The sequence below is a fragment of the Gordonia sp. (in: high G+C Gram-positive bacteria) genome, assembly GCF_047600385.1.
Classification (GTDB): Bacteria; Actinomycetota; Actinomycetes; order Mycobacteriales; family Mycobacteriaceae; genus Gordonia.
Map to the genome: position 1 here is coordinate 157,025 of NZ_JASGKZ010000001.1, position 25,271 is coordinate 182,295.

General features: G+C 68.5%; 25 protein-coding genes and 1 tRNA gene. 15 read left to right on the plus strand and 11 right to left on the minus strand.

The features are described 5' to 3' along the window. The first annotated feature begins 16 nt into the window (after positions 1-16). Positions 17-760, plus strand: coding sequence for a 3'(2'),5'-bisphosphate nucleotidase CysQ (locus tag QM809_RS00635; RefSeq protein ID WP_415043920.1), 744 nt, complete (start codon positions 17-19; stop codon positions 758-760). 258 nt (positions 761-1,018) lie between these two features. Here QM809_RS00635 and cobF read toward each other — a convergent pair whose 3' ends face one another. The 6 genes from cobF to QM809_RS00665 form a co-directional block, all read right to left on the minus strand. Then, positions 1,019-1,798, minus strand: a complete 780-nt coding sequence (cobF, locus tag QM809_RS00640; protein WP_415043921.1) for a precorrin-6A synthase (deacetylating) — start codon at positions 1,796-1,798, stop codon at positions 1,019-1,021. Continuing rightward, the gene (locus QM809_RS00645) at positions 1,798-2,619 is read right to left on the minus strand and encodes an SDR family oxidoreductase (protein WP_415043922.1); all 822 of its coding nucleotides are present in this window, start codon (positions 2,617-2,619) and stop codon (positions 1,798-1,800) included. Before QM809_RS00645 ends, cobF begins: the two co-directional genes overlap by 1 nt. Next, on the minus strand, positions 2,616-3,206 hold the full coding sequence (locus QM809_RS00650; protein WP_415043923.1) for a hypothetical protein: 591 nt from the start codon (positions 3,204-3,206) through the stop codon (positions 2,616-2,618). The genes QM809_RS00645 and QM809_RS00650 overlap by 4 nt, the downstream gene beginning before the upstream one ends. Before the next feature lie 115 nt (positions 3,207-3,321). Next, a tRNA-Arg gene (locus QM809_RS00655) sits at positions 3,322-3,394 on the minus strand. A 222-nt stretch (positions 3,395-3,616) separates the two neighbouring features. Continuing rightward, positions 3,617-4,981 carry a hypothetical protein gene (locus tag QM809_RS00660; protein WP_415043924.1) on the minus strand — a complete coding sequence of 455 codons (1,365 nt, stop codon included), beginning with the start codon at positions 4,979-4,981 and terminating at the stop codon, positions 3,617-3,619. Further along, positions 4,978-5,898, minus strand: coding sequence for a tyrosine-type recombinase/integrase (locus tag QM809_RS00665; protein WP_415043925.1), 921 nt, complete (start codon positions 5,896-5,898; stop codon positions 4,978-4,980). Before QM809_RS00665 ends, QM809_RS00660 begins: the two co-directional genes overlap by 4 nt. Before the next feature lie 101 nt (positions 5,899-5,999). On the opposite strand from QM809_RS00665, the gene QM809_RS00670 reads away from it, so the two are divergent. Together QM809_RS00670 and QM809_RS00675 are read left to right on the plus strand one after the other, a co-directional pair. Further along, complete coding sequence (locus QM809_RS00670; protein WP_415043926.1) at positions 6,000-6,332, plus strand: helix-turn-helix domain-containing protein; 333 nt, start codon at positions 6,000-6,002, stop codon at positions 6,330-6,332. A gap of 380 nt (positions 6,333-6,712) precedes the next feature. Beyond that, the gene (locus QM809_RS00675; protein ID WP_415043927.1) at positions 6,713-7,102 is read left to right on the plus strand and encodes a hypothetical protein; all 390 of its coding nucleotides are present in this window, start codon (positions 6,713-6,715) and stop codon (positions 7,100-7,102) included. Here QM809_RS00675 and QM809_RS00680 read toward each other — a convergent pair whose 3' ends face one another. After that, entirely contained in the window at positions 7,103-7,405 is a 303-nt protein-coding gene (locus QM809_RS00680) for a helix-turn-helix domain-containing protein (protein ID WP_415043928.1), read from the minus strand. Positions 7,406-7,533: 128 nt separating this feature from the next. On the opposite strand from QM809_RS00680, the gene QM809_RS00685 reads away from it, so the two are divergent. The 5 genes from QM809_RS00685 to QM809_RS00705 all read left to right on the plus strand — a co-directional run bounded on the left by QM809_RS00685 (position 7,534) and on the right by QM809_RS00705 (position 12,374). Further along, positions 7,534-7,758 (plus strand): hypothetical protein, encoded by a 225-nt coding sequence (locus tag QM809_RS00685; protein WP_415043929.1) that lies wholly within the window; start codon positions 7,534-7,536, stop codon positions 7,756-7,758. Between the two features lie 70 nt (positions 7,759-7,828). Then, positions 7,829-9,085, plus strand: a complete 1,257-nt coding sequence (locus QM809_RS00690) for a nuclease-related domain-containing protein (protein ID WP_415046976.1) — start codon at positions 7,829-7,831, stop codon at positions 9,083-9,085. Further along, positions 9,082-9,525: a hypothetical protein gene (locus tag QM809_RS00695; RefSeq protein ID WP_415043930.1), complete on the plus strand. Its 444-nt coding sequence runs from the start codon at positions 9,082-9,084 to the stop codon at positions 9,523-9,525. Before QM809_RS00690 ends, QM809_RS00695 begins: the two co-directional genes overlap by 4 nt. 616 nt (positions 9,526-10,141) lie before the next feature. Further along, positions 10,142-11,941, plus strand: coding sequence for an RNA-binding domain-containing protein (locus tag QM809_RS00700; protein ID WP_415043931.1), 1,800 nt, complete (start codon positions 10,142-10,144; stop codon positions 11,939-11,941). A gap of 115 nt (positions 11,942-12,056) precedes the next feature. After that, the gene (locus QM809_RS00705) at positions 12,057-12,374 is read left to right on the plus strand and encodes a hypothetical protein (RefSeq protein WP_415043932.1); all 318 of its coding nucleotides are present in this window, start codon (positions 12,057-12,059) and stop codon (positions 12,372-12,374) included. Between the two features lie 580 nt (positions 12,375-12,954). On the opposite strand, the gene QM809_RS00710 is transcribed toward QM809_RS00705, so the two are convergent. Continuing rightward, the gene (locus tag QM809_RS00710; RefSeq protein WP_415043933.1) at positions 12,955-13,611 is read right to left on the minus strand and encodes a metal ABC transporter ATP-binding protein; all 657 of its coding nucleotides are present in this window, start codon (positions 13,609-13,611) and stop codon (positions 12,955-12,957) included. 52 nt (positions 13,612-13,663) lie between these two features. On the opposite strand from QM809_RS00710, the gene aztB reads away from it, so the two are divergent. Genes aztB through aztC form a run of 3 tightly spaced genes read left to right on the plus strand, consistent with a single transcriptional unit; the run spans position 13,664 to position 16,609 of the window. Next, positions 13,664-14,539 carry a zinc ABC transporter permease AztB gene (gene aztB / locus QM809_RS00715; RefSeq protein ID WP_415043934.1) on the plus strand — a complete coding sequence of 292 codons (876 nt, stop codon included), beginning with the start codon at positions 13,664-13,666 and terminating at the stop codon, positions 14,537-14,539. Continuing rightward, on the plus strand, positions 14,523-15,689 hold the full coding sequence (locus QM809_RS00720; RefSeq protein ID WP_415043935.1) for a hypothetical protein: 1,167 nt from the start codon (positions 14,523-14,525) through the stop codon (positions 15,687-15,689). Before aztB ends, QM809_RS00720 begins: the two co-directional genes overlap by 17 nt. Further along, positions 15,686-16,609 (plus strand): zinc ABC transporter substrate-binding protein AztC, encoded by a 924-nt coding sequence (gene aztC, locus QM809_RS00725; protein ID WP_415043936.1) that lies wholly within the window; start codon positions 15,686-15,688, stop codon positions 16,607-16,609. The genes QM809_RS00720 and aztC overlap by 4 nt, the downstream gene beginning before the upstream one ends. A gap of 212 nt (positions 16,610-16,821) precedes the next feature. On the opposite strand, the gene QM809_RS00730 is transcribed toward aztC, so the two are convergent. Together QM809_RS00730 and QM809_RS00735 are read right to left on the minus strand one after the other, a co-directional pair. Continuing rightward, positions 16,822-17,163 carry an HNH endonuclease gene (locus tag QM809_RS00730; RefSeq protein WP_415043937.1) on the minus strand — a complete coding sequence of 114 codons (342 nt, stop codon included), beginning with the start codon at positions 17,161-17,163 and terminating at the stop codon, positions 16,822-16,824. A 296-nt stretch (positions 17,164-17,459) separates the two neighbouring features. Beyond that, complete coding sequence (locus tag QM809_RS00735; protein WP_415043938.1) at positions 17,460-17,894, minus strand: SRPBCC family protein; 435 nt, start codon at positions 17,892-17,894, stop codon at positions 17,460-17,462. Here QM809_RS00735 and QM809_RS00740 point away from each other — a divergent pair. Next, entirely contained in the window at positions 17,872-18,495 is a 624-nt protein-coding gene (locus QM809_RS00740; protein WP_415043939.1) for a DNA-3-methyladenine glycosylase, read from the plus strand. The genes QM809_RS00735 and QM809_RS00740 overlap by 23 nt on opposite strands. Here the strand turns inward: QM809_RS00740 and QM809_RS00745 are convergent. Then, entirely contained in the window at positions 18,435-19,634 is a 1,200-nt protein-coding gene (locus QM809_RS00745) for a LuxR C-terminal-related transcriptional regulator (protein ID WP_415043940.1), read from the minus strand. The genes QM809_RS00740 and QM809_RS00745 overlap by 61 nt on opposite strands. Positions 19,635-19,854: 220 nt before the next feature. On the opposite strand from QM809_RS00745, the gene QM809_RS00750 reads away from it, so the two are divergent. Genes QM809_RS00750 through QM809_RS00760 form a run of 3 tightly spaced genes read left to right on the plus strand, consistent with a single transcriptional unit; the run spans position 19,855 to position 25,271 of the window. After that, positions 19,855-20,865: an ABC transporter permease gene (locus tag QM809_RS00750; protein ID WP_415043941.1), complete on the plus strand. Its 1,011-nt coding sequence runs from the start codon at positions 19,855-19,857 to the stop codon at positions 20,863-20,865. A gap of 38 nt (positions 20,866-20,903) precedes the next feature. Next, entirely contained in the window at positions 20,904-21,977 is a 1,074-nt protein-coding gene (locus QM809_RS00755; protein ID WP_415043942.1) for a sugar ABC transporter substrate-binding protein, read from the plus strand. A 27-nt stretch (positions 21,978-22,004) separates the two neighbouring features. After that, positions 22,005-25,271 (plus strand): ABC transporter permease subunit, encoded by a 3,267-nt coding sequence (locus QM809_RS00760; RefSeq protein WP_415043943.1) that lies wholly within the window; start codon positions 22,005-22,007, stop codon positions 25,269-25,271.

The following is a 25,271-nucleotide window of genomic DNA, read 5'->3' on the forward strand; positions in this document are numbered from 1 at the left end:
GTGCTTGGCTGGAGCCATGCCTCGGTCCACGCTCTCCGACGCCGAACTCGCGGCGCTCCTCGCCGAGGGCGCGGGGCAGGTGCTGCTCGGCGTCCGGCACGGCGGGCTGTTCGACCGGCGGGAGATGGGCGACCTCGGCGACGCCATGGCGCAGGCCTGGATCGCCCGGGTGCTGCACCGGCACCGGCCGCACGACGCCGTGCTGTCCGAGGAGGCCGACGACGACCCCGCCCGCCTGGACGCCGACCGCGTCTGGATCATCGACCCGCTCGACGGCACCTCCGAGTTCTCGACGGGCACCTCGCACTGGGCCGTGCACATCGCGTTGACGGTCGACGGCGCCCCGGTCGAGTCGGCGGTCTCGTTGCCCGCCCAAGGGCTGCTCTTCCGGGCCGACGAGGTCCCGCGCACCGGCGGCGACCTCACCGGGCTGATGGCGGTGTCCCGGTACGGGCACTCGTACGCGAGCGCGGCCGCCGCCGGCCGGCTCGGCCTGCGGGCGGTCCACATCGGTTCCGCCGGGGCCAAGGCGATGGCGGTGGTGAGCGGCCGGGCCGACGCGTACGTGCACGACGGCGGGCAGTTCGAATGGGACAACTGCGCACCCGTCGGCGTCGCGCTGGCGGCCGGCCTGCACTGCTCGCGGCTCGACGGCACCGAGATCGTCTACAACAACCCGAATCCGTACATGCCCGACTTCGTGATCTGCCGGCCGGAGATCGCCGACGATCTGCTCGACGCCGTCGCGCGTCCCCGGTGACCTCTCGTCCACATTTCGAGGAGGCGCGCGGAACCCCTTCGACTCGGCTCGTCGCTGCGCTCCTCCCCGGCTCAGGGAGCGGTGCTGAGTGAGCACAACGACCCGCCTGTCGCCGCCTCTGAGCCACCCCACCGACGAGACGTCCCACCGCTCCCTGAGCCGACCGCGGGTGCGGCGAGCCGTCGTGTCGCAGGGGCCGCGCCGACCACCGCTCCCTGAGCCGGTACGGAACGAAGTGACGGAGCGTGTCGAAGGGACTCAGCGCGCTCGACGCAGCAGGTACACGTCCATCACCCAGCCGGTGCGCTCGCGGAGTTCCACCCGCACCCGGGTGATCTCGTCGGCGACGTCGCCGACGCGTCCGCTGATCAGCACCTGCTCGGGCGTCCCGAGGTTCGCCCCCCAGTAGACCTGGTCGTCGGGGGCCGCGGTCTCGGTGAACGCCAGGTGCGAGTCGAGCATCACGATCTGGTTCCGGTCGGCCCCGGGCGGGGTCTCGGCGAGTCGTCGTCCCGTGGTGATCAGGACCGGCTCACCGACGTCGTGCGCGACGATCCCGTGCGCCGCGGTGAGCGCCGACGGACTGGTGACCCCGGGGATCACCTCGACGGTCAGGCCCGGCCCGATACGCGCGGCCAGCTGGCCGGTCAGGCGCAGCGTCGAGTCGTAGAGCGCGGGGTCGCCCCAGACGAGGAAGGCGCCCGACCCACCGTCCCGCAGGTGCTCGCCGATCGCGGCTTCGAGCGCGTCGACCCGCGCGGTGTGCCAGCGGAGGACCTCGGCCCGGTAGTCGTCCGGGTTCCGGTCGCGCGGCGGATCGACGACGGTCACCACGCGGTGGCCCGCCCGCGCATACCGGTCCAGGAGGTCCTGGCGCGCATCGGTGAGCTGCGCGACGCGCGAGCCCTTGTCGAGCAGGAAGAACACGTCCGTCGCGGCGATCGCGTCGACCGCTTCGAGGGTGATCTGCCGGGGCCCGCCCGGCCCGATCCCGATGACGCGCAGCGTGATCGCGAGATCGGCTGCGCGGTCGGCCATCAGCCGCGCACCTTGGTCAATCCGTGCACCCGGGAACTCAGGTCCAGCACCACCTGGCGCGGGACCAGCCGGCGCAGGAGGAACACCACCGGCGCGCGGTTGCCGCGGGCGTAGAACGGTTTCGGCTTCTCCGCGAGTGCCGCGCTCACGATCTGCTCGGCCATCGCCTCGGCGGAGATCCCCCTGGTCTCGTTCTCGGCGGTGGTCTTCGCGACGATCGCGTACTCGTCGGCGTACGGCGAGTCGTCGCCGATGTGCACGGTGCGGCGGGTCCCGATCCCGGTGGCGATGGTGCCCGGTTCCACCGAGATCACCCGGATCCCGTAGGGCGCCACCTCGCGGCGCAGCGCGAACGCGTAGGCCTTCACCGCGGACTTGGTGGCGGCGTAGGTGGAGCGGAACGCGATCGGGAAGCTCGACAGCATCGAGCCGACCATGACGACGGTGCCGCGGCGCCGCTCCCGCATCCCAGGGAGCACCGCCTTGGTGAGCGTGACGGGCCCGAAGACGTTCACCGCGAAGATCCGCTCGATCTCGTCCATCGGGGTGTCCTCGAAGGCGCCGGCGTGGCTCTCCCCGGCGTTGTTGATCAGGATGTCGACCGGGCCCACCTCGTCGGCGCAGGTCTGCGCGGTGGCCAGGTCGGCGTTGTCCAGGCGCACGTAGGTGACGCCCGGGATCGGGTCCGCGACGCCGTCCGGGTTGCGGCCGGTCCCGTACACGCGGTGGCCCGCGGCGACGAACTGTCGGGCCACTTCGGCGCCGATACCGCTGGTGGCACCGGTGACGAGCACCGTCCGAGGGGCGGCGGGAGCGTTCACAGGTCGTCTCCTCCCACTCCGGCTCCGCGCCGGAATCCGGCCGCGCGGGCGGCGGGCTCGCTGGCCAGCCACACCGCGGCGATCACGTCGTGGAACCAGGGGTCGGTCGGCAGGTGGTAGAGCCCGGTGTCCGCGTCGCCCTTGATGGGGTATCCGTCCGGGGCCTGCTGCGCATCCGACGACAGCGGGAGGTGTCCGCCGATCGGCACCGGGACACGCTCCCCCTCGGCGTTCAGGTACGACCCGACCCCGTCACCGATCGGATGACGCCGCGGCGTCGGAGCGGCCGCGGGCACGACGCCGTACGCGCCCTCGGCCGAGCCCGCCGTTCCCGTCGTACCGGTCTCGAAGTACTCGTCGTCCGCACCGAACTCGTCATGCGCGGACACCCTCGCGTAGTCCGCCCCGGCCGCGACCTGGCCTGCCGTCAGACGGCCGCCGTTCCGGTCCCGCCTCGCGTAACGCCACCCCGCATAGCCCGCGGGGATGAGCAGCAGCAGGAGAAGCAGCAGCCACCAGGCCGAGGGCCCGGATCCGCCGCCTCCTTCGGCCAGGTGCAGAACCCGGCTTTCCATCGACGTCGTCATCACGTCTCCAGTCGTCGTCGGGACATCAGGCGCAAGCCGGCGATGTCATCGTGCGCACCGCCGTTTCACGCGGAACGACAACGCGCACGCCGACCGGAGACCGGCGATGCCTTCGTGCTCCCGGCAGGATTCGAACCTGCGACACCCGCTTTAGGAGAGCGGTGCTCTATCCCCTGAGCTACGAGAGCGGGGACTGGCGGAAGTCGTGGCGGAAGTTAGGGCTTCCGTCGTTGCGACCGGGTCCAGTCCATCGCGGGCCGTGCTCGTAGGGGTCGACGGCCCGCGTGAGGTGAGTCTACGTCAGTCGTTTCCGGGCAGGGGCCAGTGCCTCGCGTCCCATGGGCCGCGAGGGCAGCAGGTATCGCCAGACGAGATGTCTGCGGGGGTCCTTCCGGGAGGGTGTGCCGGGTTCAGGCCGCGTGAGGTGGTCCGGTGTCGGCGTGTCGTTCACGTCGCCAGAGCAGGTCGGCGTAGGCGTTGCGCCCGAGTGCGTGACCGAGCATGACCAGGAACTGTCCGGCGGCGGTGTGGGAGATCGCGCGGCCGCCGTGCAGGGTGCGTTCGATGATGTTGTTGGCCGATTCGGCGTCCTCGCGGCGCCCGTAGATTCGGTCGTAGAGCGCGTTCGGATCTCTGTCGTCCTTGGCGGCTTGCCGTAGGCGCTCGATCCGGTACTGCCCGGACGGTTCTTCGGCGTTGATCTTCACTCGGCGGGTGTTGCCGCAGGGCAGTTCGATGGTCGTGTACCAGTCGGTGTGCCCGGTGGTGCGGCGGATCGCGGCCAGTCGCCCTTTCGCCCTGATGTCGAGGGGTTTACCGCTGTCGCTGATCCGGCGGACGGCGACGCAGCCGTCGACGGTGACCAAGCGGTGTTTGCGGCCGCACGTACAGTCGGCGACCTCTTCGAGTGGACGAGATTTCGCGGTCGTGCCGTGCGGCGGCGAGACCACGAGGTACCCGGCCGTCGCGAGTTTGTGCAGGTGCGTGCCGCGTAGGGCGCCGTCGTAGCAGAGTGTCGTCGCACCCGGCTCGGCCCGGCGAAGGTCCAGGAGCGCATTGGTGCCGACTCCGGCCTCTCCGCCGTACCCGGTGTCGGGCACGTACCGGACGTCCAAGAAGATTCGGCTGTTCACGAAGTCGTTGGGACGCACGGAGACGTGCCAGTACTTCATGCCATAGGTTTTGGTTCCGGAGTCCCCGCCCTGGACGTGGAGGGCGCCGTCGACGTGCTGTCCACGTTCACGGCGGGCGGCACGGGCCTTCTCTCCGAACAGGGAGGTGATGACCTTGCCGTCGGCGAAGAGCGTGTTCCCGCGCGGAGGGTCGGTGATCGACACCCGTCCGGTGTCGTCGAGTGCTCCGTGTCGGTGGGCCATGTTCCTTGCGCCGCTGGCGAATAGGGCGCGGATCTTCTCGCAGATTCCGGTGTTCGGGTCGTCCCCGGCGACCTCGGTTAGTCGGCGGCGAGCGTCCTCGCAGTTGTCGCGGGTCGGCGGCCGCTTCGGCAGTTCGATGCCGAACTTGCGAGCGCCCTTGCGTAGCCGTCGCCAATGGGCGCGTTTGCCGAGGACACGGGCGGCACGACGGTGCGAGCCGATGTTTCCGGCGAGGTCGAGGTAGTAGACGAGAAGCACCTCGTGGTACTTCCGCGCCGGTCCCGGGCTGTCTTCGGGCTTCCTCGGGATCAGGGCGGCGAGCTCGTGCGCTTCGGCGGAGGTGGCCAGGGCCTCGACGTGATCGAGTTCCAGGGCCGGACCGCGATCGGGGTGTTTCACGACGCCGCCTCCTGCCAGCGGTAGCCGATCAGAGTGGCGGCCGAGTCGAGGGAGCGGCAGCCTGTGCCCCGGGCGGCGTCCTCGATCCGACCGGTCCTGGTGAAGGCGCGATGCCCGGCGGTCGCGGTCAGCGACGTCGGGGTGACCGTCTCGTCGTCGCCGAGTCCGGCCGACTGCAGGATCTTCCCGACCGTCATGCCGATCAGGGACTGGCGGCGAGCGGCGTCCCCGCCGATCGGGGCGCACAGGAGTGCGTCCGGGTCGTCGAGATACTCGACACGGGCCCGCAACGCGGGCAGATCAGCGGCTTCCAGAGTCACGGTGCGTTGGTCGTACTTCATCGAGCCGTGCACCCGCACCGCGCCTGCGTCGAGGTCGAGATCAGCAACCGTGAGCCAGCCGATCTCGGCGGTCCGCGCCCCGGCCAGCAGCAGCGCCACCGTGGTGGCGTGCCGATGCTCGGCGCCCCGGTCGGCGAAGAACCTGATGCTGTCGACCTCGTCGGGATCGAGTGGCCGGACGGCGCCACGCGGGCCGCGCAGCGGCAGATCGAGGTCACCGGTCGGATCGGTCAGCCCGATCCCGGCGGCCCTGGCCGTCCGGAACAACATCCTCAACACCGCGCGACGCTGGTGCCGGGTAGCGACGGCGGGCGGGCCCACCTGCCCGCAGCGGCTACGCCCGGGAGCATCGATGAACTCCCGGCACAACGCTGGGTCGACATCGGCAGCCTCCTCGACCCCGTTCGCCTGCGCAAACGCCGTGAATCGGCGTGCGAGGTCGACGAACTTCACGATCGACTGCTCGGACATGCTGCTCTCGCGCCATGCCCCGGCGACGACGTCGACGAGCGCGGCCAGGCTCTCATCGCCCATGACCGGCCACACCAGACGCAGCGGTATCTGCCAGGCGATCATCGCAGACCCACCCAACCCTCAAAACGGTGCTCATACGCACCATTGTGTCGTGGGGGTACGACAGAAATATCGAACGGGTGAGCGAGAGATAGCGTGGCGGCATGGCTGCTCGTGATCTGCCGCCCGAACCCAGAATGTTCGCCGTCGACCCCGACGACTGGCCCGGCGGCGACCTCGTCGACCACGCCCCCGCTCCGGCGGTCGCCGCCCGACGCCTCGCACAGAACCTGCGGCGAGCCCTCGACGAGCAGACCGTGAGCCTGCGGGCGCTCGCGGTCCGGGTCGGGGTCGATCACGCGACGATCAGCCGCGTGATCGCCGGACGCCGCTACTGCGATATCGCGACCCTGGCCAAACTCGAGGCCGGACTCGGGACACCGTTGTGGCCGCCCTACCGGCAGCCCTCCGGTCACGCCGGAGACGTTGTCGACTGATTGATGCCGTGCACCGATCACCGGCGCAGCGAGGCTGACCGGGTAGTCTGGTGTGCACGGGCCTTGCGGCCCTACCATTGCAAATGCACTTCCTAGCTTTGGAGAAGCGGGGTGTGTTGGTGGCCCCAGCTGGTAACTGGGACCGATCTTGAAGGCCCTCCGCCCTGCCAGGCGGAGGGCCTTCGTCGCGTCCGACACCCCCTGGAGGAGGCGCCGGCCGCGACCGATACGCGTCGTGCGCAGTCATCATCACCACACCCGCCGGAATCTCTTCGTGACCAGATCTTCCCAACAGGGAAACTTCCTCCCTACCAGGACTCAGCAACTCGAAGTTTCTCCAGATCAGGAAAGAAGATTTCCTTCCGACTAGCCTGACGAGTGTGACGACGACACCTCGACAGCTGTGCGTCCCACAAACGGCGTTCGGGCGTAGCCCGAACGCACGGTTCCGCACCGGCGACGGGGACGGTCGGCAGATCACACCGGCACTGACCGCTGCGGTCGTGCAGCACCGGCTAGCGATCCTCCTTCGTCAACAGATCGCCGAATGCGATCAACTGCAGGACGACTACGCGCGGATCGCGCAGATGACGCCGAACCGGCTCTCCCAGATCCTCGGCGGCCACAAACAGATTCGATTCACCGAACTCGCCGTGCTGTGCAAGACACTCGGACCGACGTTTACCGCCGCGATCGACGCCCGCAGCTGGGTGCAGACAGCCCTGCAACCGACGGAGTCGGCAGCGAAGATCGTGCCCCTGACCGACTAATCAGCGCGGATACCACAACCGATCGCGCAGCTCGGCGGCACGATCCTCCGTGCGGGCGATGAGAATGTGCGCCGGAACTCCGAGCCCGGCGGCCAGCGCCCAGAGCCGGTCGATGCTGACACTATGCGTCCCAGTCTCGATCCGGGCGATCGTCGGCCGCGAGACCTCGGCCAGCTCGGCGAGGCCCTCCTGACTCAGTCCGACGTCGGCGCGGGCCGAACGCAGGATGTCCCCGAACGCAAGACGGTGTGCGCGTCGACGATCTCGCTCAGCTTGGGAAGTATCCGGATCAGGCGTCGGCACATCGCCCAACATCGGGCACGCGCCGACCTCAGAGCAGTATCAAATGTGATACAACTACCGCCTAAGTCGGCGTGTGAGTCAACTACCGGCGGAAAACGATTCGATCTTCACCGGGAGGAACCCCCACCATGACGCAGCCGCAGAACACCACCCAGCCCACCTCGACCGGGGTGCAGCGCGCCAAGCAGATCACCATCGCCGGAACCGCGCTGACCCTGGTAGTTTTCCTAGTTTTTGCTGGTGTCGCGCTCACCAGCTTCAAGGGAATGATGATCGCGCTCTTCGTCGGTTTCCCGATCATCGCCGTCCTCGCCGTGGTGACTTTCATCGCGCAGAAAGTGGTGCAGAAGTGACCCTCGACCGGGCCCGGAAGATCGCTGTCCACGCCGTCAAACAGTGAGAGAGGAGCCTCCGCCGACCGTGATGCGTTTCAAAGACGTTCCCGCGATCAAGGGCGGCCCGACCGGTCAACAGCTGATCTACGGTATCGGCGGCGTGTCCGCGCGACGCATGTGGCGCGAGAAGGCCACGGAGAAGATCTCCGAGATACAAATCGAGATCGGCCGCACCGGCAAACACCTCCCCCTGAAGCAGGAAGAACTCGTCCTGCCCCCGCCGCCGGTCCTGCCCCCGGCGCCGTCGAACACCCCACCGACACTGATGAGCGCCTGGTGGATCACCATCTTCGTGCTCATCGGCCCGCTCCTGGGAATCACTCACGTCTACCTCGGCGGGAACGGCACGGTGAACCCCGTCGAGACCGCCGTCCGCGCCGTCATCTGGTCAGGCATCTTCACCACGATGACCTCCCTATTCGGCGTCGGAGTCTGGGCACTGGTCAACCAGTCCCGCAAAAGCGCATTCGCTAACACGCATCGCACCTACCACCAGCAGGTCGCCTACCTGCAAGGCTGCTACCAGCAGCACATCAACCAGCTGACTCACGCGCACCAGGCCACGGCGGTCCGCCGGGAAGAAGCACGCAAGAAGGTCAACGAACTGATGGCCGAAGCCACCCGGATGACCACGCTGCTCGACCAATGCCGTGACGGCACCCGCACCCCCCTCGACGCCGACGCCGTCGCCGCGTTCGGGAAAGACGTCCAGAACTGGGCGCTCGGGGCGGCCGGGGAACTCGACACCCACGGACTGCTCGCCGAATCACTCCCCGGCCCGGCGATCGTCCTGCACGACGTCGCCGTCCCCGGCAGCAAAACCAACCTCGACCACATCGTCCTCACCCCACACGGCCTGTTCGTCATCGACACCAAGAACTGGTCCGGACGCTACGGGATCCGCAACAACAAACTCACCTCGCTGACCAGTAAGAAGAACGATCGCGACGACCCCGGCGGCACCCTGTGGTGGGAGATCGACCAAGCCGCCGGCACCGTCCCCCTCCTAGCCGATACTGCCGCCGCGATCATCGTCATCCACTCCGGCCGCGTCTGCGACAACCGAGGCACCGAAACCGACCGCATCACATACACGACCTCATCGAACCGGCCCGTCACCGTCGTCAACCCGCGAGGCCTCATCACCCTGCTCACCGAGAACGCCGACACCCCCATCTGGGACAACACGACCTTCATCACCCACGCCGAAGTCCTCCTCCGCAAACTCGAACCCGCCTGCAGCGGCCCCGCCCCGACCTCCCCGAAAACCGAAAGCCAACCGTGAACCGCGCCCGCACCCCTCTCCTCGCCGTCCTCGCCACTGCAACCACACTGCTCGGTGCGACCACCACCCTGGGCGCCGGTGAAGCACACGCCCGCTACACCACACCACCGCACGCGAGCCTCTACGGCGACGTCCTACACGTCAACACCGGCCGATGCGCCGGAACGATCCGCGTCGTCGACCGCACCGACCCCCGCAAACGCGGCTGGGTCGAAACCACCTACTACCCGGGCCAGTTCACCCGCTCCTGCTCAGTGCGGGTCTGGTCGAACTGGGGCTGGATGCCCCAAGGCACCAACTGGTCCAAACCCTTACGCGTCGGACCACGCGGCGGCCAACCCCTGGCCCGCAAGCAGTTCATCGGCTCCGGGCTCCTGGGCCTGCAGCACGGCACCGGCGGACCCCAGACCCCCGTCGTGCACTACTTCGTCGTTCCATAGCCCCGATCACGGCGGCCGCTCTAGTCCTCGCTCTCACGCTCTGGGTCATCCTCGGCGGCTCCGTTGGTCGTGCACGGTCCGCATCTGGTCCGACTGGGGCTGTATGCCTCCGGGCACGAACTGGTCCAAGCCGATCAAGGTCGGTCCGCGCGGCGGCAAGCCGGTCGTTTAGCGCCAGCGCAGCACATCGGTTCCGGACTGCTGGGCATCGGGTACGACTCCGGAGATCCTCATCTCCGTCGACCACTACTTCTGAGCCCTGTAGCGAAATACGGCAGGCCCCAGTAGCGGGAGCAAAGTACCTGTTCAAGAAGCTCCGGGGAGAGCTGGCGGCAACCAGACTACGGCCATCCGCGGCAGAACGCGACTTCCCAACTTTGGGGCCAGTGACAGGCTGTCACTGGCCCCAAAGTGGCCCCAAAGGCCGCATGGCCGCCCCCAGACCCGAAACGAAGGCCCTCGCAAGGACGAGCATTGACGCAGCTTTGGGGCGAGTGACAGACTGTCACCCACCCCAAAGCTGTCTCAAACCGCCTCTCCAGAGCCAGAGCTGTGCCAGGCAGTGACCGCAAGCCTCCCAGACACACGCAAAATCCACTCCAAGGAGGGCGCCATCATGATGGACGTACACGAAGCACTTTCGCTGATCGAGCGACAACGAGCTTCTGCGCAGTCCTGCGAGCACGAACGACTTGAGTTCAAAACCCAGAAGTCAACCGCGAAGGAAACATACTCCGACTTAGCAGATGCCGTCGTATGCTTCGCGAACGGAGTCGGAGGCACTCTCGTCGTAGGTGTGAGCGACACAGGAAACGGTCCAGCTGCATTCGTCGGTACCAGCATTGATCCCGAGGAACTGAGAAAGCGTCTCTACGGATTAACAAACCCTCCGCTACCCCTCGACGTAAGAGAACTCACCGCATGTGGACAACGACTGATTGTGATCGATGTCCCTCAGGGCTTAGAGGTCTACAGCACATCAAAAGGCGTCTACTACCAACGCATCAATGACCAATGCCATCCCATGCGCCCAGTACATGTCGCCCGCTTAGCTGAGGAACGTGCAGAAAGCGATTGGAGCGCCACCTCAAGCGGCCGTGGAATCGACTCCATCGACGCCGACGCCGCAATTGCACTCTACTCACTCCTGAAGTCTTCCGGTAAGACTACCCAGGAACGCCTGTCGAAGCTCGATCTCGAATCTCTAGTAGAGGAACTTTCACTCCTTCACAATGACCGCACGTTGACCAAAGCCGCCGAGATCCTCCTCTGCGAGAGTGCGAACACAACAAATGACATCCTGGTGTATCAGCACCGTCGAACACCGTCTGGCGAGGCCGACTTCGTCGCCAGATGGGCGCAGCCAATGCTGCCAGCATTCCTCAAAGCGATGGAGGTTATCCGTGCGCGTGTTGACTCGACACCTGTCACAACAGCGCAGGGCCAACAGTCTCAAATTGAAGACTATCCAACCCTTGCGGTTCGCGAAGCCCTTGTAAACGCCCTCATCCACGGCGACCTTCGCGAGGGCCGGCCAGTTCAGGTCGAACACTCCCCTGCCCAGTTGACCATCTCATCCCCTGGACCACTCGTTGCCGGAATAACCCTGGATAACATTCTGACCCACGGTTCTCGGCCACGCTTTCGGCTACTAGCAAAGACAATGTCAACGCTTGGGCTCGCCGAAGAACTCGGACAGGGTGTCGACCGAATGTACCGGGAAACAATTCGCAGTGGACAGTCAACACCGAATCTCCGAGTCGAAGGCGACGAACAGGCGCGAACGATAGTTAACTTTACCGGCGGCCCACCGAACGTTAGACTTGTCAAGTTCATTACCGAACTCCCCGCTTCGGAGCAAACGGATACAGATGCCCTCTTGATAACGCTCCTCCTCTGCTCCCGAAAGACTGTAAACGCGAAAACCGTGTCTCCCGTAATCCAGCGCGACCTGAATCAATCCGAGCAGGTCTTGCGTCGACTGGCCCACGGAGACGCTGAACTCCTTGAAGTCACGCCTGGAACTGTCATGAGAACTCATCCCAACTACCGACTACGAGGCCATTCACTGGCAGCACTCGGTTCGGCCGTGAGCTACCATCGCCGAGATCTAACGACATCGGACGCAAAAATCATAGAGCACGTAAAAGAGTACGGTACTATAAACAATAGTACCGTCCAACGCCTATTTGACGTCGATGTGTATGCTGCTCGAGATATTCTCAAGAACATTGTGGGACGAGAAATCCTGACACGAACGTCAGAGCAGACCCGGGGCACGAAAGTTCGCTACGGACCCGGGGCAAAGTTCCCCTCCAAGAAGACCCGCGCCAATGTCCGAAAAGAAGTGAAGAAACCAGCCAAGCGATTTCCAGTCGAACAGCCAAAACCAGACGATCAAGAAACACTGTTCTGAAATAACGAGAGCGAGGTATCGATACCGCTGAAGGTGGGCCGATATCACTCATCATTCATCCTTAGACAGCACGCTACACCGATACCAATTTGAAGGAACATGTACGTCTGAATTCATGAATTCCAACGCCTCCGTTGAACATTTTGTGAAGTCCAAGGTAATCGTCAGAGTGGATCGTAATTACATCGCCACGAAACATCTCGATGTCGAGGACGAAAGACTCGGAGTATCGGTTCGCGCCGCGCTCTCAAACGAATGCGCCGTGCCGTCCTCGGTTGAGGAGCAGCCAGCCAAGACCAGCGCGATCATTGCAGCCATGACGCCCACACCGAGCAGCTTCTTCATCGTGTCCCCTGCTTCAGTAGCCTCAACGGCCGCAATACCCACCAGTGTGTTACAAATCATGCCTGATCGCGTTTTTCACCCTCACTAGCCGATACCCCGACCTGCAGCGACACGAACTTCCGCCAGTCCCACGAGAGCGGGGACCGACGGAAGTCGTGGCGGAAGTTGCGGGTTCCGCCCGTGCGACCGGGTTCAGTCCATCGCGGGCCGTGCTCGTAGGGGTCGACGGCCCGCGTGAGGTGAGTCTACGTGAGGGTTTCTCGAACAGGACCATCTGCCTCATGTCCCGCAATCCGCGCGGGGCGTGAGGTATCGCCGGACCAGGGCGTCAGCAGCGATCTTCCGGAGAGTGTCGCCGAGGTCAGGCCGCATGCGGCGGACTGACGACGGCCTCCTGGTCACGCCTCCGAGACGGATCGGTGTGAGCCTCACGCCCGAGAGCACGACCGCGCCCTTCGCTCGGTCCCCTCGTCGCCGTACTCCAGCCCACCGATCTCATCGCCGCCGTCACCGCCGACCGGGTCACCCACCGGATCGATCGGACCGGCCGTGCGGTCGTCGCCCAGGTCGAAGCCCTGGGGCGGGCCCTCGCGGACCTGATCGAGGGGGTCGCCCCGGACGCCGTGTGATCGCGCTCGTCACACAGCCCGGCTACGACACCGCGCCCGCTACGACGTCGAGCGCGCCGGGCGTGCGGCCCGGAGGGTCTCCGCGCCGCCGCCCAGGTCCACGACCCGGTCGGCGGCGGCCACCTCCTCGGCGTCGTGCGTGGCGATCACGACCGCCGCGCCGCCGGCGGCCTTCTCCCGCAGCAGTTCGAAGAGCATCTCGCGGCCGGCGACGTCGAGCGCGGTGGACGGTTCGTCGAGCAGGTAGAGGTCGGCGTCCTGGACCATGGTCTGGGCGATCATCACCCGTTGACGCTGTCCGCCGGACAGGTCGCGGAGCCGTCGGCCGCGGTGCGCGCTCATGCCGACGCGGTCGATCGTCTCGCCGATCAGGGCCTTGTCCGACCGCGGCAGCGGCCGCCAGAACGGCACCGAGCCGAAGCGCCCCATCCTGACGCAGTCGTCCACGGTGAGCGGCAGCCCGTCGATGTGCTCGGTGCGCTGGGCCAGCAGCGCCGGGCGCACCGGACGCGGCTCCACTCCCCCGCCGGACGGGGTGAGCAGCCCGATCAGCAGGCTGATCAGGGTGCTCTTCCCGGAGCCGTTCGCGCCGATCAGCGCGGTGATCGCGCCGGCGGGGAGGTCGACGTCGTAGCCGTCGAAGATCTTCTCGCCGGTGTAACCGAACTCCAGTCCTCGGACCGCGTAGCCGTTCACGGAGCCGGCACCCCTCTCAGTTATTGCTAATGACAACCATTATCCTAACAGCGTGTTGAGTCTCCTCTTCGAACCGCTCACCGTCGGCTTCGTGTCGCGGGCGCTGGTCGGCGGCATCCTGCTGTCGGCGGTCACCGCGCTGGTCGGCGTGTGGGTGATCGCACGCGGCATGGCCTTCCTCGGCGAGGCCATGAGCCACGCGATGCTCCCCGGCGTCGCGATCGCCGCGCTCCTCGGGATCGACCTGGTGATCGGCGCGGCGCTCAGCTCGATCGTGCTGGTGCTCGGCCTGGAGGCCATGCGCACCAGCCGCGACTTCGGCCGCGACACCTCGATCGGACTGCTCTTCGTCGGACTGCTCGCGATCGGCGTGATCGTCGTGTCGTACTCGGCGTCGTTCGCCACCGACCTCACCGCGTTCCTGTTCGGCGACGTCCTCGCCGTCGACGACGCCGACCTGGTCCGGCTCGCGGTCCTCGGCGTGATCGTCGCGGCGGTGACCCTGGTCTGTTATCGCGCGTTCCTCGCGGTGACCTTCGACGAGCGCAAGGCGCACACCCTCGGCCTGCACCCGAAGACCGCCGACCTGGTGATGGTGGTGCTCCTGGCCGTCACCATGGCCGGCGCGTTCAGCGTGGTCGGCACGCTGCTGGCCTTCGGCATGCTGGTGGCGCCGTCGGCCACCGCCATGCTCTTCGTCCGGCGCGTCCCCGTCGCGATGGCGACCGCCTTCGTCCTCGGCGTCGTGGCCACCGTGATCGGTCTGCTGGTCTCCTGGCACGCCTCCACCGCGGCGGGCGCGACCATCGCCGTCGTCGCCGTCGGCTTCTTCTTCCTCGCCCTGATCCTCCGGTCGGCGCTCGGCAGTCTGCGCCGTTCGCCCGCCGACCCGTCCCCGAAAGAGGTCCCCGATGCGTTCGCGCACTAGAACCCTGGCGGCCCTGTCCGCCGCCGCCCTCCTCGCCCTGACCGGCTGCGGTTCCGATACCGGCGGGAACGACGACGCCGAGACCGCCCCGCACGGCTACGTCGAGGGCGCCCAGGAGCAGGCCGAACCGCTGCCCGCGCTGGCCTACGCCCCGGCGAAGGGCCGCACCCTGTATCTGCTCGACCCGGTCTCGGAGAAGACCCGCGAGTTCCCGCTCTCGCTCGGCGCGGCCCGCCTCTACGAGGACGACCGCTTCGTCTACGTCTCCGACGGCGGCACCGGCGTCGAGATCGTCGACGCCGGCTGCTGGACCGTCGACCACGGCGACCACAAGCACTTCTACCAGGCCGAACCGAAGAACCTCGGCTCGGTGAAGCTCGGCGGGAAGCTCACCTCGGTCGCCGCGCAACGCGGCTTCGTCGCCCTCGGCACCGACGACGGCGACGTCCGGATCCTCGACCGCAAGATGCTCGAGAACGGCACGATCTCCGAAGTCGGCACCCTGCAGACGAACGACGCCGCCGGTTTCGCCGTCCCGTTCTCCGACGGCCTCCTGCTGGCCCGAGACGGGAACATCGAGTACACCGACGCCCGGGGCGCGGCGCAGGGCGCCCGCGAGACCTGCCGTGAACCGGGCGGCTCGGCGCTGCTCAAGAACAAGGTCGCGATCAGCTGCGCCGACGGCGTGCTCCTCTTCGCCCTCGACGGCGAGACGGTGACCGGACAGCTCCTCCCCTACGCCCCCGGCCACCCGCGCGCCGCCGGATTCGGCTACCGCCCGCGCAGCAACGCCGCCGCCGCACCCGCGCAGGGCGGCGCCTGGCTGGTCGACTCCTCCGCGCGCACCCTCACCTGGATGCCCGCCCCCGGCGAGGTCCGCGCCGCGTTCGACACCGGGCGCGACGACGTCGTGCTGGTCCTGGGCGCCGACGGCGCCCTCCGATCGCTGCGCGCCCCGGCGGGCGCACCGATCGCCGACACCGCGATCCCCCGCGCCGGCACCGCACTCGTCGCCGACACCGCCCGCGCGTACGTGAACTCGCCCGGCGAGAAGAAGATCACCGAGATCGACTACGCCGACGCCGTGCGCGTGGCCCGCACGCTCACCGCGAAGGCCGCCCCGGACCTCCTGGTCGAGGTGGGACGATGAGCCGCCGCCCCCTCGCCCTGCTCGCCGCCGTCCTGGTGGCGGTCCTGGCCGCCCTGGGCCTCACCGCCTGCGGCGACGCCGCCGACGGTCGCCCGCGGATCGTGGTGACCACCAACGTCCTCGGCGACATCGTGACCGAGTTGATCGGCGACCAGGCCGCGGTGACGGTCCTGATGAAACCGAACGCCGACCCGCACTCCTTCGGGATCTCCGCGCGCGAAGCGAATCAGATGCGCACCGCCGACCTCGTCGTCTACAGCGGACTCGGCCTGGAGGAGGGCATCGCCCAGCACATCGAGGCCGCGGAGAAATCCGGCGTCACGGTGTTCGAGGCGGGCGCGCACGCCGACCCGATCGAGTACTCGTCCGGCGATTCCGCGGGCACCCGGGACCCGCACTTCTGGACCGACCCCGACCGCATGGCGAAGGTGGTCACCGCGCTCACCCCGGTCCTCGCGGAGAACGTGACCGGCATCGATGCGGCGGCGCTGACCGCGAGCTCCGAGGCGTACCGGGGGAAGCTCGCCGAGCTCGCCACCGAGATGACCGCCCGGTTCGGCACGATCCCGACCCCGCGCCGGAAACTGGTGACCAACCATCACGTGTTCGGCTACCTGGCCCAGCGGTTCGGTTTCGAGGTGATCGGCGCGATCATCCCGGGCGGCACCACCCTCGCCTCGCCGAGCAGCTCCGACCTCGCCTCGCTCACCGGCGCCATCGAGAAGTACGACGTCCCGGCGGTCTTCGTCGACACCTCGCACCCGGACAAGCTCGCGGCCGCCCTCGCGAAGGAGACCGGGCGCGACGTCGAGATCGTGCCGCTGTACTCGGAGTCGCTCGACGCACCGGGCACCGAGGCCGGCACCTACCTGGGGATGATGAGGGTGAACACCCGGCGGATCACCGACGGGTTGACCTAGCCGACGATCCCGAGAGCGGGAGGCTTCGACACGACCGTCGTCACTTCGTTCCGCCGCTCGGCTCAGCCGGCGGACCGGCGCCCCGCTCCCCGAGCCGGTCCGGAACGAGATGACGGAGTTCCCCGCTCCCCGAGCCGGTGCAGAAGGAGATGACGGAGATCTCCGCTCCCTGAGCCGGTCCGGAACGAAGTGACGGACCGCGTCGAAGGGGCTCAGGCCCAGATCGGACGGTAGGGCTCCCACAGCAGGCGCATGCGCGCCTCCTCCGGGGTCCGGTCGCCCTTGTCCCAGTTGCAGGGACCGCAGGCGGCGACGCAGTTGAACCAGGTGTTGCCGCCACCGCGGGACTGCGGCATCACGTGATCCCAGGTGTCGGCGCGCTCGCCGCAGTAGGCGCACAGGTGCCGGTCGCGGCGCAGGATCTTGTCGCGGGTGGTGCGGTCCTGCTCCACGTACGGGCGGTACACGTACTCGCGCAGGATCACCTCGCGCGGCACCTCGATCTCCAGCGACGGGGCGTGCGCGATGATCGGCGGGTCGTACCCGGACAGCACCCAGACCTTCTCCTTCGAGCAGCTGCCCCACCACCTCGCGGAACGGTCTGCTGTGCAGCACCGCGTTGTCCGCGTTGCGCACCACCACGGGTATTCGGTCGATGTCCAGTGTCGCCATGTCGCCGCCTCCTCCCTGGACGGTACCCCGAAGAGCCTTTCTCACCAGGGAATACACGGCATCGACTCGGCCGCGCAGGGATGTCCATCGCGCGAACGCGCCGCGAGGGACGCGTCCGCGCGAAGGGACACCGGGGAGGCTACTGAGCGACGACGACGTCGCTCAATCGATTTTCTCCTCAGGCGACGAAGAGCGCCTTGAACTTCACCAGCGACTTCTGCACGTCGCCGTGCACCGCCTTGGCGGCGGCCTTGCCGACCGGGCCCATCAGCGGCAGACCGCCGAGGTCGATCAGGAAGGTCACCTCGGAGCCGCCATCCTTCGGCTTCACCGTCAGGTCGATCTTGGCCTTGATGCCGCCCTTGCCGTTGCCGGAGAAGCGGACGCGGCGCGGCGGGTCGTAGGTGTCGATCTTCCAGTCGAAGCGCACCCGGGTGCCCTTGGCCTTGACCACCGAGGAGGCCTCGGTGCCCACGCCCAGCTCGGTGGGGACGTCCCGGCGCCAACCGTCGTGCAGCACCAACCACTCGTCGAAGCGAGCCAGGTCGGAAGCCGCGGCGAAGGTATCCTCCGGGCTGAGTTCTACGAAGATGGAGTCACTGGTCTTGGCCATGGTTGAAGAGCCTAGCGTCTGCGCCGCCGCACGGGCACTGCTCGGCGCCGTCGTGTTCGGGCACGACGGCGTGGCCGCCCGCATCACCGAGGTGGAGGCGTACGACGGTCCCGACGATCCGGCCTCCCACGCGTACACGCGCACCCCGCGGTCGGAGATCATGTACGGCCCGCCCGAACGCCTGTACGTGTACCGGATCCACGGCCACCACTGCGCGAACGTCGTCACCAGCGCCGAAGGCCGGGGTTCGGCGGTGCTGCTGCGCGCGGGCGAGATCCTCGACGGGCACGACGCGGCCCGCGCCCGGCGCGGCGACGTCGTCGACCACCTCCTCGGCCGCGGCCCCGGCAATCTCGCGAAGGCGCTCGGCATCACCATGGCCGACCGGGGCACCGACGTGCGGACCGGGCCCGGCGTCGTCGTACGACGGTCGCCGCCCCTGCCCGCGGAGACGATCACGGCCGGCCCGCGGGTCGGCGTGCGCCTGGCCGCGGACCGGCCGTGGAGATACTGGGTGTCCGGGGATCCGACGGTCTCCGCCTACCGCAGACATGCCCGGGCCGGCGAGTCGACCTCGCCCCCTCGGAGACGGATCCAGTAGGCCACCGCCTCCGCACGATTGCTCACCTCGAGCTTGCGGAGCACATGGGACACGTGGGTCTTGACCGTGCCCTCCGAGATGAACAGCCTCCGCGCGATGCCGCGATTGGACTCACCGGCGCACATCAGCTCGATCACCTCGGTCTCGCGCGCCGACAGCGGACTCTCCAGCCGCGGCTCCGCAGGTCGCGGGACGGGTTCCGCCCGCTCCGGTCCCGGTGTCCGCGGGACCGGCACGACGGGGCCGTCGACCAGTCCCGTCAGTCCGCGGGTCAGTTCACCCAATCCCTCCATCACCGAGACCCGCTCGAACATCTGCCCCAGTCCGACGGCGAAGAGGCCGAGCACCTCGCGGTCGGCGGCGGTCATGGTTCGACGGCGGAAGTACGAGTCCGCGTGCAGGATCCCGACGGTGCGGCCACGGGCGGAGAACGGCGCGATCACGTAGGAGTCGCACCCGGACATCGCGGTCATCGCCCGGTTGACCCGCGGGTGGTGCTGCACGTCGGAGACCACCAGGGCCTCGCCGCGCACCACGACGTCGGACTCGATCAGCCGATCGTCGAGCAGCGGCGGATCCTCGTGCCCGATCGCGACGAACTCCGCGGCCATGTGCGGATCCTGCGGGATGTGCATGTCGTAGACGTGCCAGATGCGGTCCTCGACGGTGGAGATCATGCAGCGGTCGAAGTCCAGACCGGTCATCTCCGACACGGTCGCGGAGAACAGCTCCTCCACCGACGACGAGCGCTGCAGCCGGGCGAAGGCCGAGCGCAGGTCGCGCACCACCCGCACGCCGTGTGACACGCGGAGGTCGGCGATGTGCTGCTCCACCTCGCGGATCCGTGCCAGCAGAGCGGCGAGCACCGCGGCCCGGCCCGGGTCCGGGGCATCGCCCAGCGCCTCGACCGCCCGGCTCCACAGCCGACTCAACTGACCGCGCACCGTCTGATGATCGGCGCCGACCACGATCGCGGAGGGATCGTCCCCCCAGGCCGCGGCGGCGTCGACGAGGATCTCGCGGACGAGTCCCGCGGTGGCGGCGTCGCATTCGTTCGGCCCGCGGTCGCGCGCATGCGGGGATCGGGGTTCTGAGACACCGGCCAGAACGGCGTCCGTCGGGAGAACCGATTCGGCCACGACATCACCCTCTCCATGAGACGCCGGTCACATAGTAGTCACATCGTGCACTATGCGTAAACCCGATCCGACGCGCCTCCGCCGTCGACCGTCCCCCGAAAGTCGTAGCGGGAATCCCCCGATCGACAGATGTGGCCCGGATGTCTTCTACGTCACGCTGGGAGCACTCTGTGCACCACCTCACATTCGCGGTGCACCTCGAGTACGGACGAGGAGTCTCATGACCACCACCATCGCCCCGCCCACCCGCACGGCGCTTCGAACTCGGCTCGGCGACTCCGACCAGGCCTATCTGGTCTTCGCCGTGACCGTCGTGCTCGCGCTCGTCGGCGGTGCCACCACCGGAAACTTCCTGACGACCGGCAACCTGACCACCATCCTGAACCTCTCGTCGGCGTTCGGCATCATGGCGATCGGGCAGGCGATCGTCGTACTCGGCAAGGGCCTCGACCTCTCGATCGCCGGTATCGGACTCGGCTGCGCGCAGACCACCCTGGCGCTGATGAACACCGGATGGTCGACGGGGTCGGCGATCGTCACGATGGTGATCGTCGCCGGGCTCATCGGCCTGACCAACGGCCTGCTGATCGCGATCTTCGAACTGCCCGCACTCTTCGTCACGCTGGCGACCGGCATGCTCGCCATCGGCGGCATCGGTCTCCTGGTGCTGACGCAGAACGTCTACAACGTCCCGCCGGGCAGCGTGCTGGCCTCCCTCAACGGCAACACCGCGGGGATCCCGCGCCCGGTGATCCTGGCCGCCGCGGTGTTCGTGCTGGCATGGCTGTTCATCGCTCACACCGTCCCGGGCCGGCTGATCCGGGCGATGGGCGACAACTTCGCCACCGCCCGCACCAGCGGCGCCCCGGTCCGCCCCCTGCAGGTGCTCACCTACGTGATCTCGGCGCTGCTGGCCGCGATCGCCGGCTTCGTCACCGTCGCGATCCAGGGCAGCGTCCAGACCACCTCGACGTCGTTCGCCCCGATCCTGTTCACCGCGCTGACGGTGGTGGTGATCGGCGGCATCTCGCTGTCCGGCGGCCGCGGCACCGTCCTCGGCGTGCTGGCCGGCGCCCTCTTCGTCGGCGTCCTGAACAGCCTGCTGATGATGCACGGTCTCTCGACGGCGATCCAGGACCTGATCCGCGGCGCCGTCCTGCTCGCCGCGATCGCCTTCGACGCGTGGCTCCATCCGCGCGACGCCGAGACCGAGAAGTCCGGCGAGCTCTGAGCCGCCCACACCCACCTCACCCCACCAGGAGAACCACCATGCGAATCATCGAGAAGGCCATGACGGCAGCGGTCGCGCTGCTCACCGCCGCCACCGTCGCCGGCTGCAGCGTGAACTACGGCGAGGGCCGCGGGCCCGGCGCCGGCACCGGCGAGGGCTTCGGCGCCGCCGTCGAACTCATCCCCGCCCGCGACGAGGTCATCGAGGCGATGACCGGCAAGAAGATCGCCTACATCCCGATGCTCTACAAGGGCTACATGCTCACCGAGAACTGGGGCACGTCGCTCAAGCGCACCCTGGAGCCGCTGGGCGCCGAGGTCGCGATCCACGACCCGAACTTCGACAACGACCGCATGCTCGCGATCATCAACGACGTCATCGCCCGCAAGAGCGCCGACGTGATGGTGATGCAGAACGCGGCCCAGGGCCTGCTCGACAACGCGATCGAACGCGCCGCCCAGGCCGGCATCTACACCGTGGTGCTGAACCAGATGTCCACCCGGCTCGGCGACGCGTTCGTCGGCACCGACGTGATGGGCGCCGCGGAGGCGGTGACCGAGCGCGCGGTGGCCGACTGCGACGCCCGCGGCGCCACGAAGAAGCTGACGGTCGTCGACGGCATGGGCAACGACCCGGCGTCGCTGCTGTGGAACGCCGGGATCGAGAAGGTCGCCGACGCCCACGGCTACCAGGTCACCGTCAGCCACTCCCAGTACGACAACGCCCAGGCCCAGTCCGCCGCCGAGGCCGCCATGCAGCAGGCCGGCGGGAACATGTGCGGCTTCATGGTCACCTTCGACCTCAACGCCGTCACCGTCGGACAGTCCGTGCAGGCCGCCGAACGCCGCGGCCAGGTGCGGCCCGGCTCGATCGGCGTCTACACGCTCGACGCCAACGCCGCCACCTGCGCCGAACTCGAGCGCGGCACGGTCACCGCCACCGCCGCCTACGACGTCCAGGGCATCGGCACCGCCGGCGCCGTGGCCGTCCAGAACCTGTTGATCGACGGCCGGCCCGCCGGCAGCGGCCACCAGGTCGGGTTCGTGCCCTACCACGTGGTCGACGGCGAGAACGCCGGCACCACCACCATCGCCTGCTACCAGTCCAGCTGATCACAGGGACCGAGAAGGACCACACCGATGACTACCTCACCCACCCTGACACCCGGCCGGAATCCGTTCCGCCGCGGCGTCGATGCCTTCGGCATGGGAGGCGGCCGCGCCTCCGAGCGCATCGCCCCGTTCCGGACCGTCTCCGAACTCTTCGAGAAGCGCTGGATGGAAGGCGCCGTCCCGCTGATCCTCGCCCTCACCCTCTGCCTTGTGGTGATCGGCACCACCGACATCGGCGCCGCCAACATCCCGCTGATCCTCGACGACGTCGCCGAATGGGGTCTGCTCGCGGTCGGCCTGACCGTCGTCCTGGTGGCCGGCGGCATCGACCTGTCGATCGGCTCGATCGTGGGCTTGGTCGCGATCTCCGCCCTGGTCGCCGACCGCGTGTGGCTGTGGCCGCCCGGCCTGGTGCTCCCGGCGGCCGTCCTGTTCGGCGCCCTGCTCGGCTCGATCAACGGCTACCTGATCGCGGTGGTGCGCATGCGCCCGTTCATCACCACCCTGGTCACGCTGATCACGTTCGGCGGCGCGGCCGTGGCCCTGCAGAACGCGAACACCGCCCGGATCGGCGTCGCACGCCCGGCACTGGTCTGGGACGCCATCCCCTACGGCGAGATCATCGGGATCCCGACCGCGTGGTTCACCTTCCTGGCCGTGCTCGTCGTCGCGCATTCGTTCCTCACCCGGTCGCGCTGGGGCTGGTGGGTCACCGCGACCGGTTCCGACCGCCGTTCGGCCCGCCGCAACGGCATCCCCGTCACCGCGGTGACCTTCTGGGCGTACGTCGCCTCCGGCGCGCTCGCCGGCTCCGCCGCGATCCTGACCACCGCCCGGCTGGGCCGCACCGACTCGTCCATCGGCAACGGGTGGGAGCTGATCGCCCTCACCGCGGTGGTACTCGGCGGCGTGAGCCTCCAGGGCGGCCGCGGTTCGGTGCTGCGCGCCGCCGTCGGCGTGGTGGTCGTGGCCGTGATCCGGCAGGCGACCATCACCGCCGGACTCGACAACGACCACTACACGGTGATCCTGGCCGCGGCGCTGCTCGCCTTCACCCTGCTCGACCTGCAGTGGGGCAAGTACCGTCGGCGCGCGGTGGAGAAACTGAAGATCGACCCGGCCCGGGTGGAGCTCGGTCCGCTGATCGACGTGACCGAGCCCGGCACGGTCTGGACCCCCGACCGCGACCTGACCGACGCACCGCCGGTGGGTCTGGGCAGGATCCGCGGCGCCGAGGCCTGCGCGGTGGACGCCGACGGCAACGTGTACGCCGGCGACCAGCGCGGCTGGGTGTGGCGCTTCCGCGGCATCGAGGACACCGAGGGCGAGGTCTTCTCCCGCACCGGCGGTTTCCCGTGCGGCCACGCCTGGGACCGGGACGGCAAGCTGCTGGTCGCCGTCGGCGGCATGGGCATCTACCGGATCGGCGACGACGGCGAGCCCGAGATGCTCGCCAACAAGGTCACGCGCAGCCCGTTCTCGCTGATCGACGACTCCGGTCTGCGGGCCGTCGACGACCTGGACGTGACCCCGGACGGCTCCGTCTACGCCTCCGACTTCTCGACCCGGAACAACTCCACCGACTTCCTCCTGGAACTGGTCGAGTTCCGGCCGAACGGGCGCCTGGTGAAGGTGCACCCCGACGGCAGAACCGAGATCGTCGCCTCGAACATGGTCTTCCCCAACGGTGTCTGCACCGCGCACGACGGCGAGTCGATCCTGGTCTCCAGCACGGGCCTGTGCCGCGTCGACCGACTGTGGGTCTCGGGCCCCAAGGAGGGGGCGGCTCGAACCGGTGCTGGAGAACCTGCCCGGCTACCCGGACAACATCCACCGCGCCTCCGACGGCAACTACTGGATGCCGCTGGTGGCTCTGCGCACCCCGATGTCGGATCTGCTGAACCGCTACCCGGACGTCCGCCGCCGGATGACCCGCGAGGTCTCGGTGGACGACTGGGCGGTCCCGCAGCTCAACGTCTCCTGCATCGTCAAGTTCAGCGACGACGGCGAGATCGTCGACGTCAAGTGGGACGAGACCCTGGAGAACTACCCGATGGTCACCGCCGCCACCGAGCGCGACGGCTATCTCTACTTCGCCGGCGTCTCGAACAACCGCATCGGCCGCCTCGAGCTCGACCCGAGCGAGGTCGGCCCCATCGACACCGTCGCCGTGCCCGGCACCGCCGCGGCACACCGATCCGCGGAGGCACTCCGATGACCGCATTCCGCTCCCTCCTCAAGGAATTCGTCAACCCGGACTGGGCGGCGCACCCGTCGGTCCCGCCGATGGAGGCCGGTCTCCGGCCGAATCTGCGGCTCGACGAGGCCCGGGAGATCACCGAACCGGGCGTCCACACGCCCGGCGCCCTCGTCGCCACCGCCGCGGGCACCGTGGCGTTCGCCGACGGCCGCACCGTGATCGGCGTGCGCGACGCCGGGACCGCGGTCCTGGCACGGCTCGACGGTCCGGTCACCGCGCTGGCCGCCGACGGCGAGACGCTGATCGCCGCCGTCGCGGGGTCCGGTCTGGTCGACGTCTCACCGACGGGAGAGGTCTCCGGGCGCTGCACCGACCGGTCCGTCGCCGAATGCGTCACCGACCTGGCCGTGCTGCCGGACGGGACGGTGCTGGCGACCGTGGGCTCCACCGTCGTCGGCCCCGACGAGTGGACGCGGGCGCTCGTCGCCGGGGACCGTTCCGGACGGATCGTCCGGGTCGACGGCACCGCGGCGCACGTCGCCGCCGACGGACTGGCCTGGCCGTCGGGGATCGCCCCGGCCGCCGACGGCCACGTGATCGTGGCGCTGAGCCTGGACCACCGCCTCGAGCTGCGCGCGGTGGACGCCCTCGACGCGGCCGGGCAGCCGGTGTCGGCCAATCTGCCGGTCTACCCGGGCCGGATCAGCGGCGACGCCGAAGGCCACTGGGTGGCCGCCCCCTACCCGCGCAACCGCATCACCGAGCTGCTGCTGGACGAACCCGAGATCCTGGCCGACATGCGAGAGACCGTCCCCGCCGAGAACTGGTTCGTCCCGCGACTGCGCCCGGGCGATCTGTTCGGCGAAGCCATGCAGATGGGTCAGCTGCGGGTGCACGGCGTCGTGAAGTCGTGGGCGCCGCCTCGCTCGGGAGGCGTCGTCTTCCGGCTCGACCGGGCCGGACGCATCGTCGAGAGCGCGCACGCCCGCGTCGACAGCGACCGGCACGGCGCCACCGGCGTCGTCGCGATCGGCGACCGGCTGATCGTCGCACTCGCCGGCCACGGAAGCCTGCTGGAACTGGAGGAGAACTGA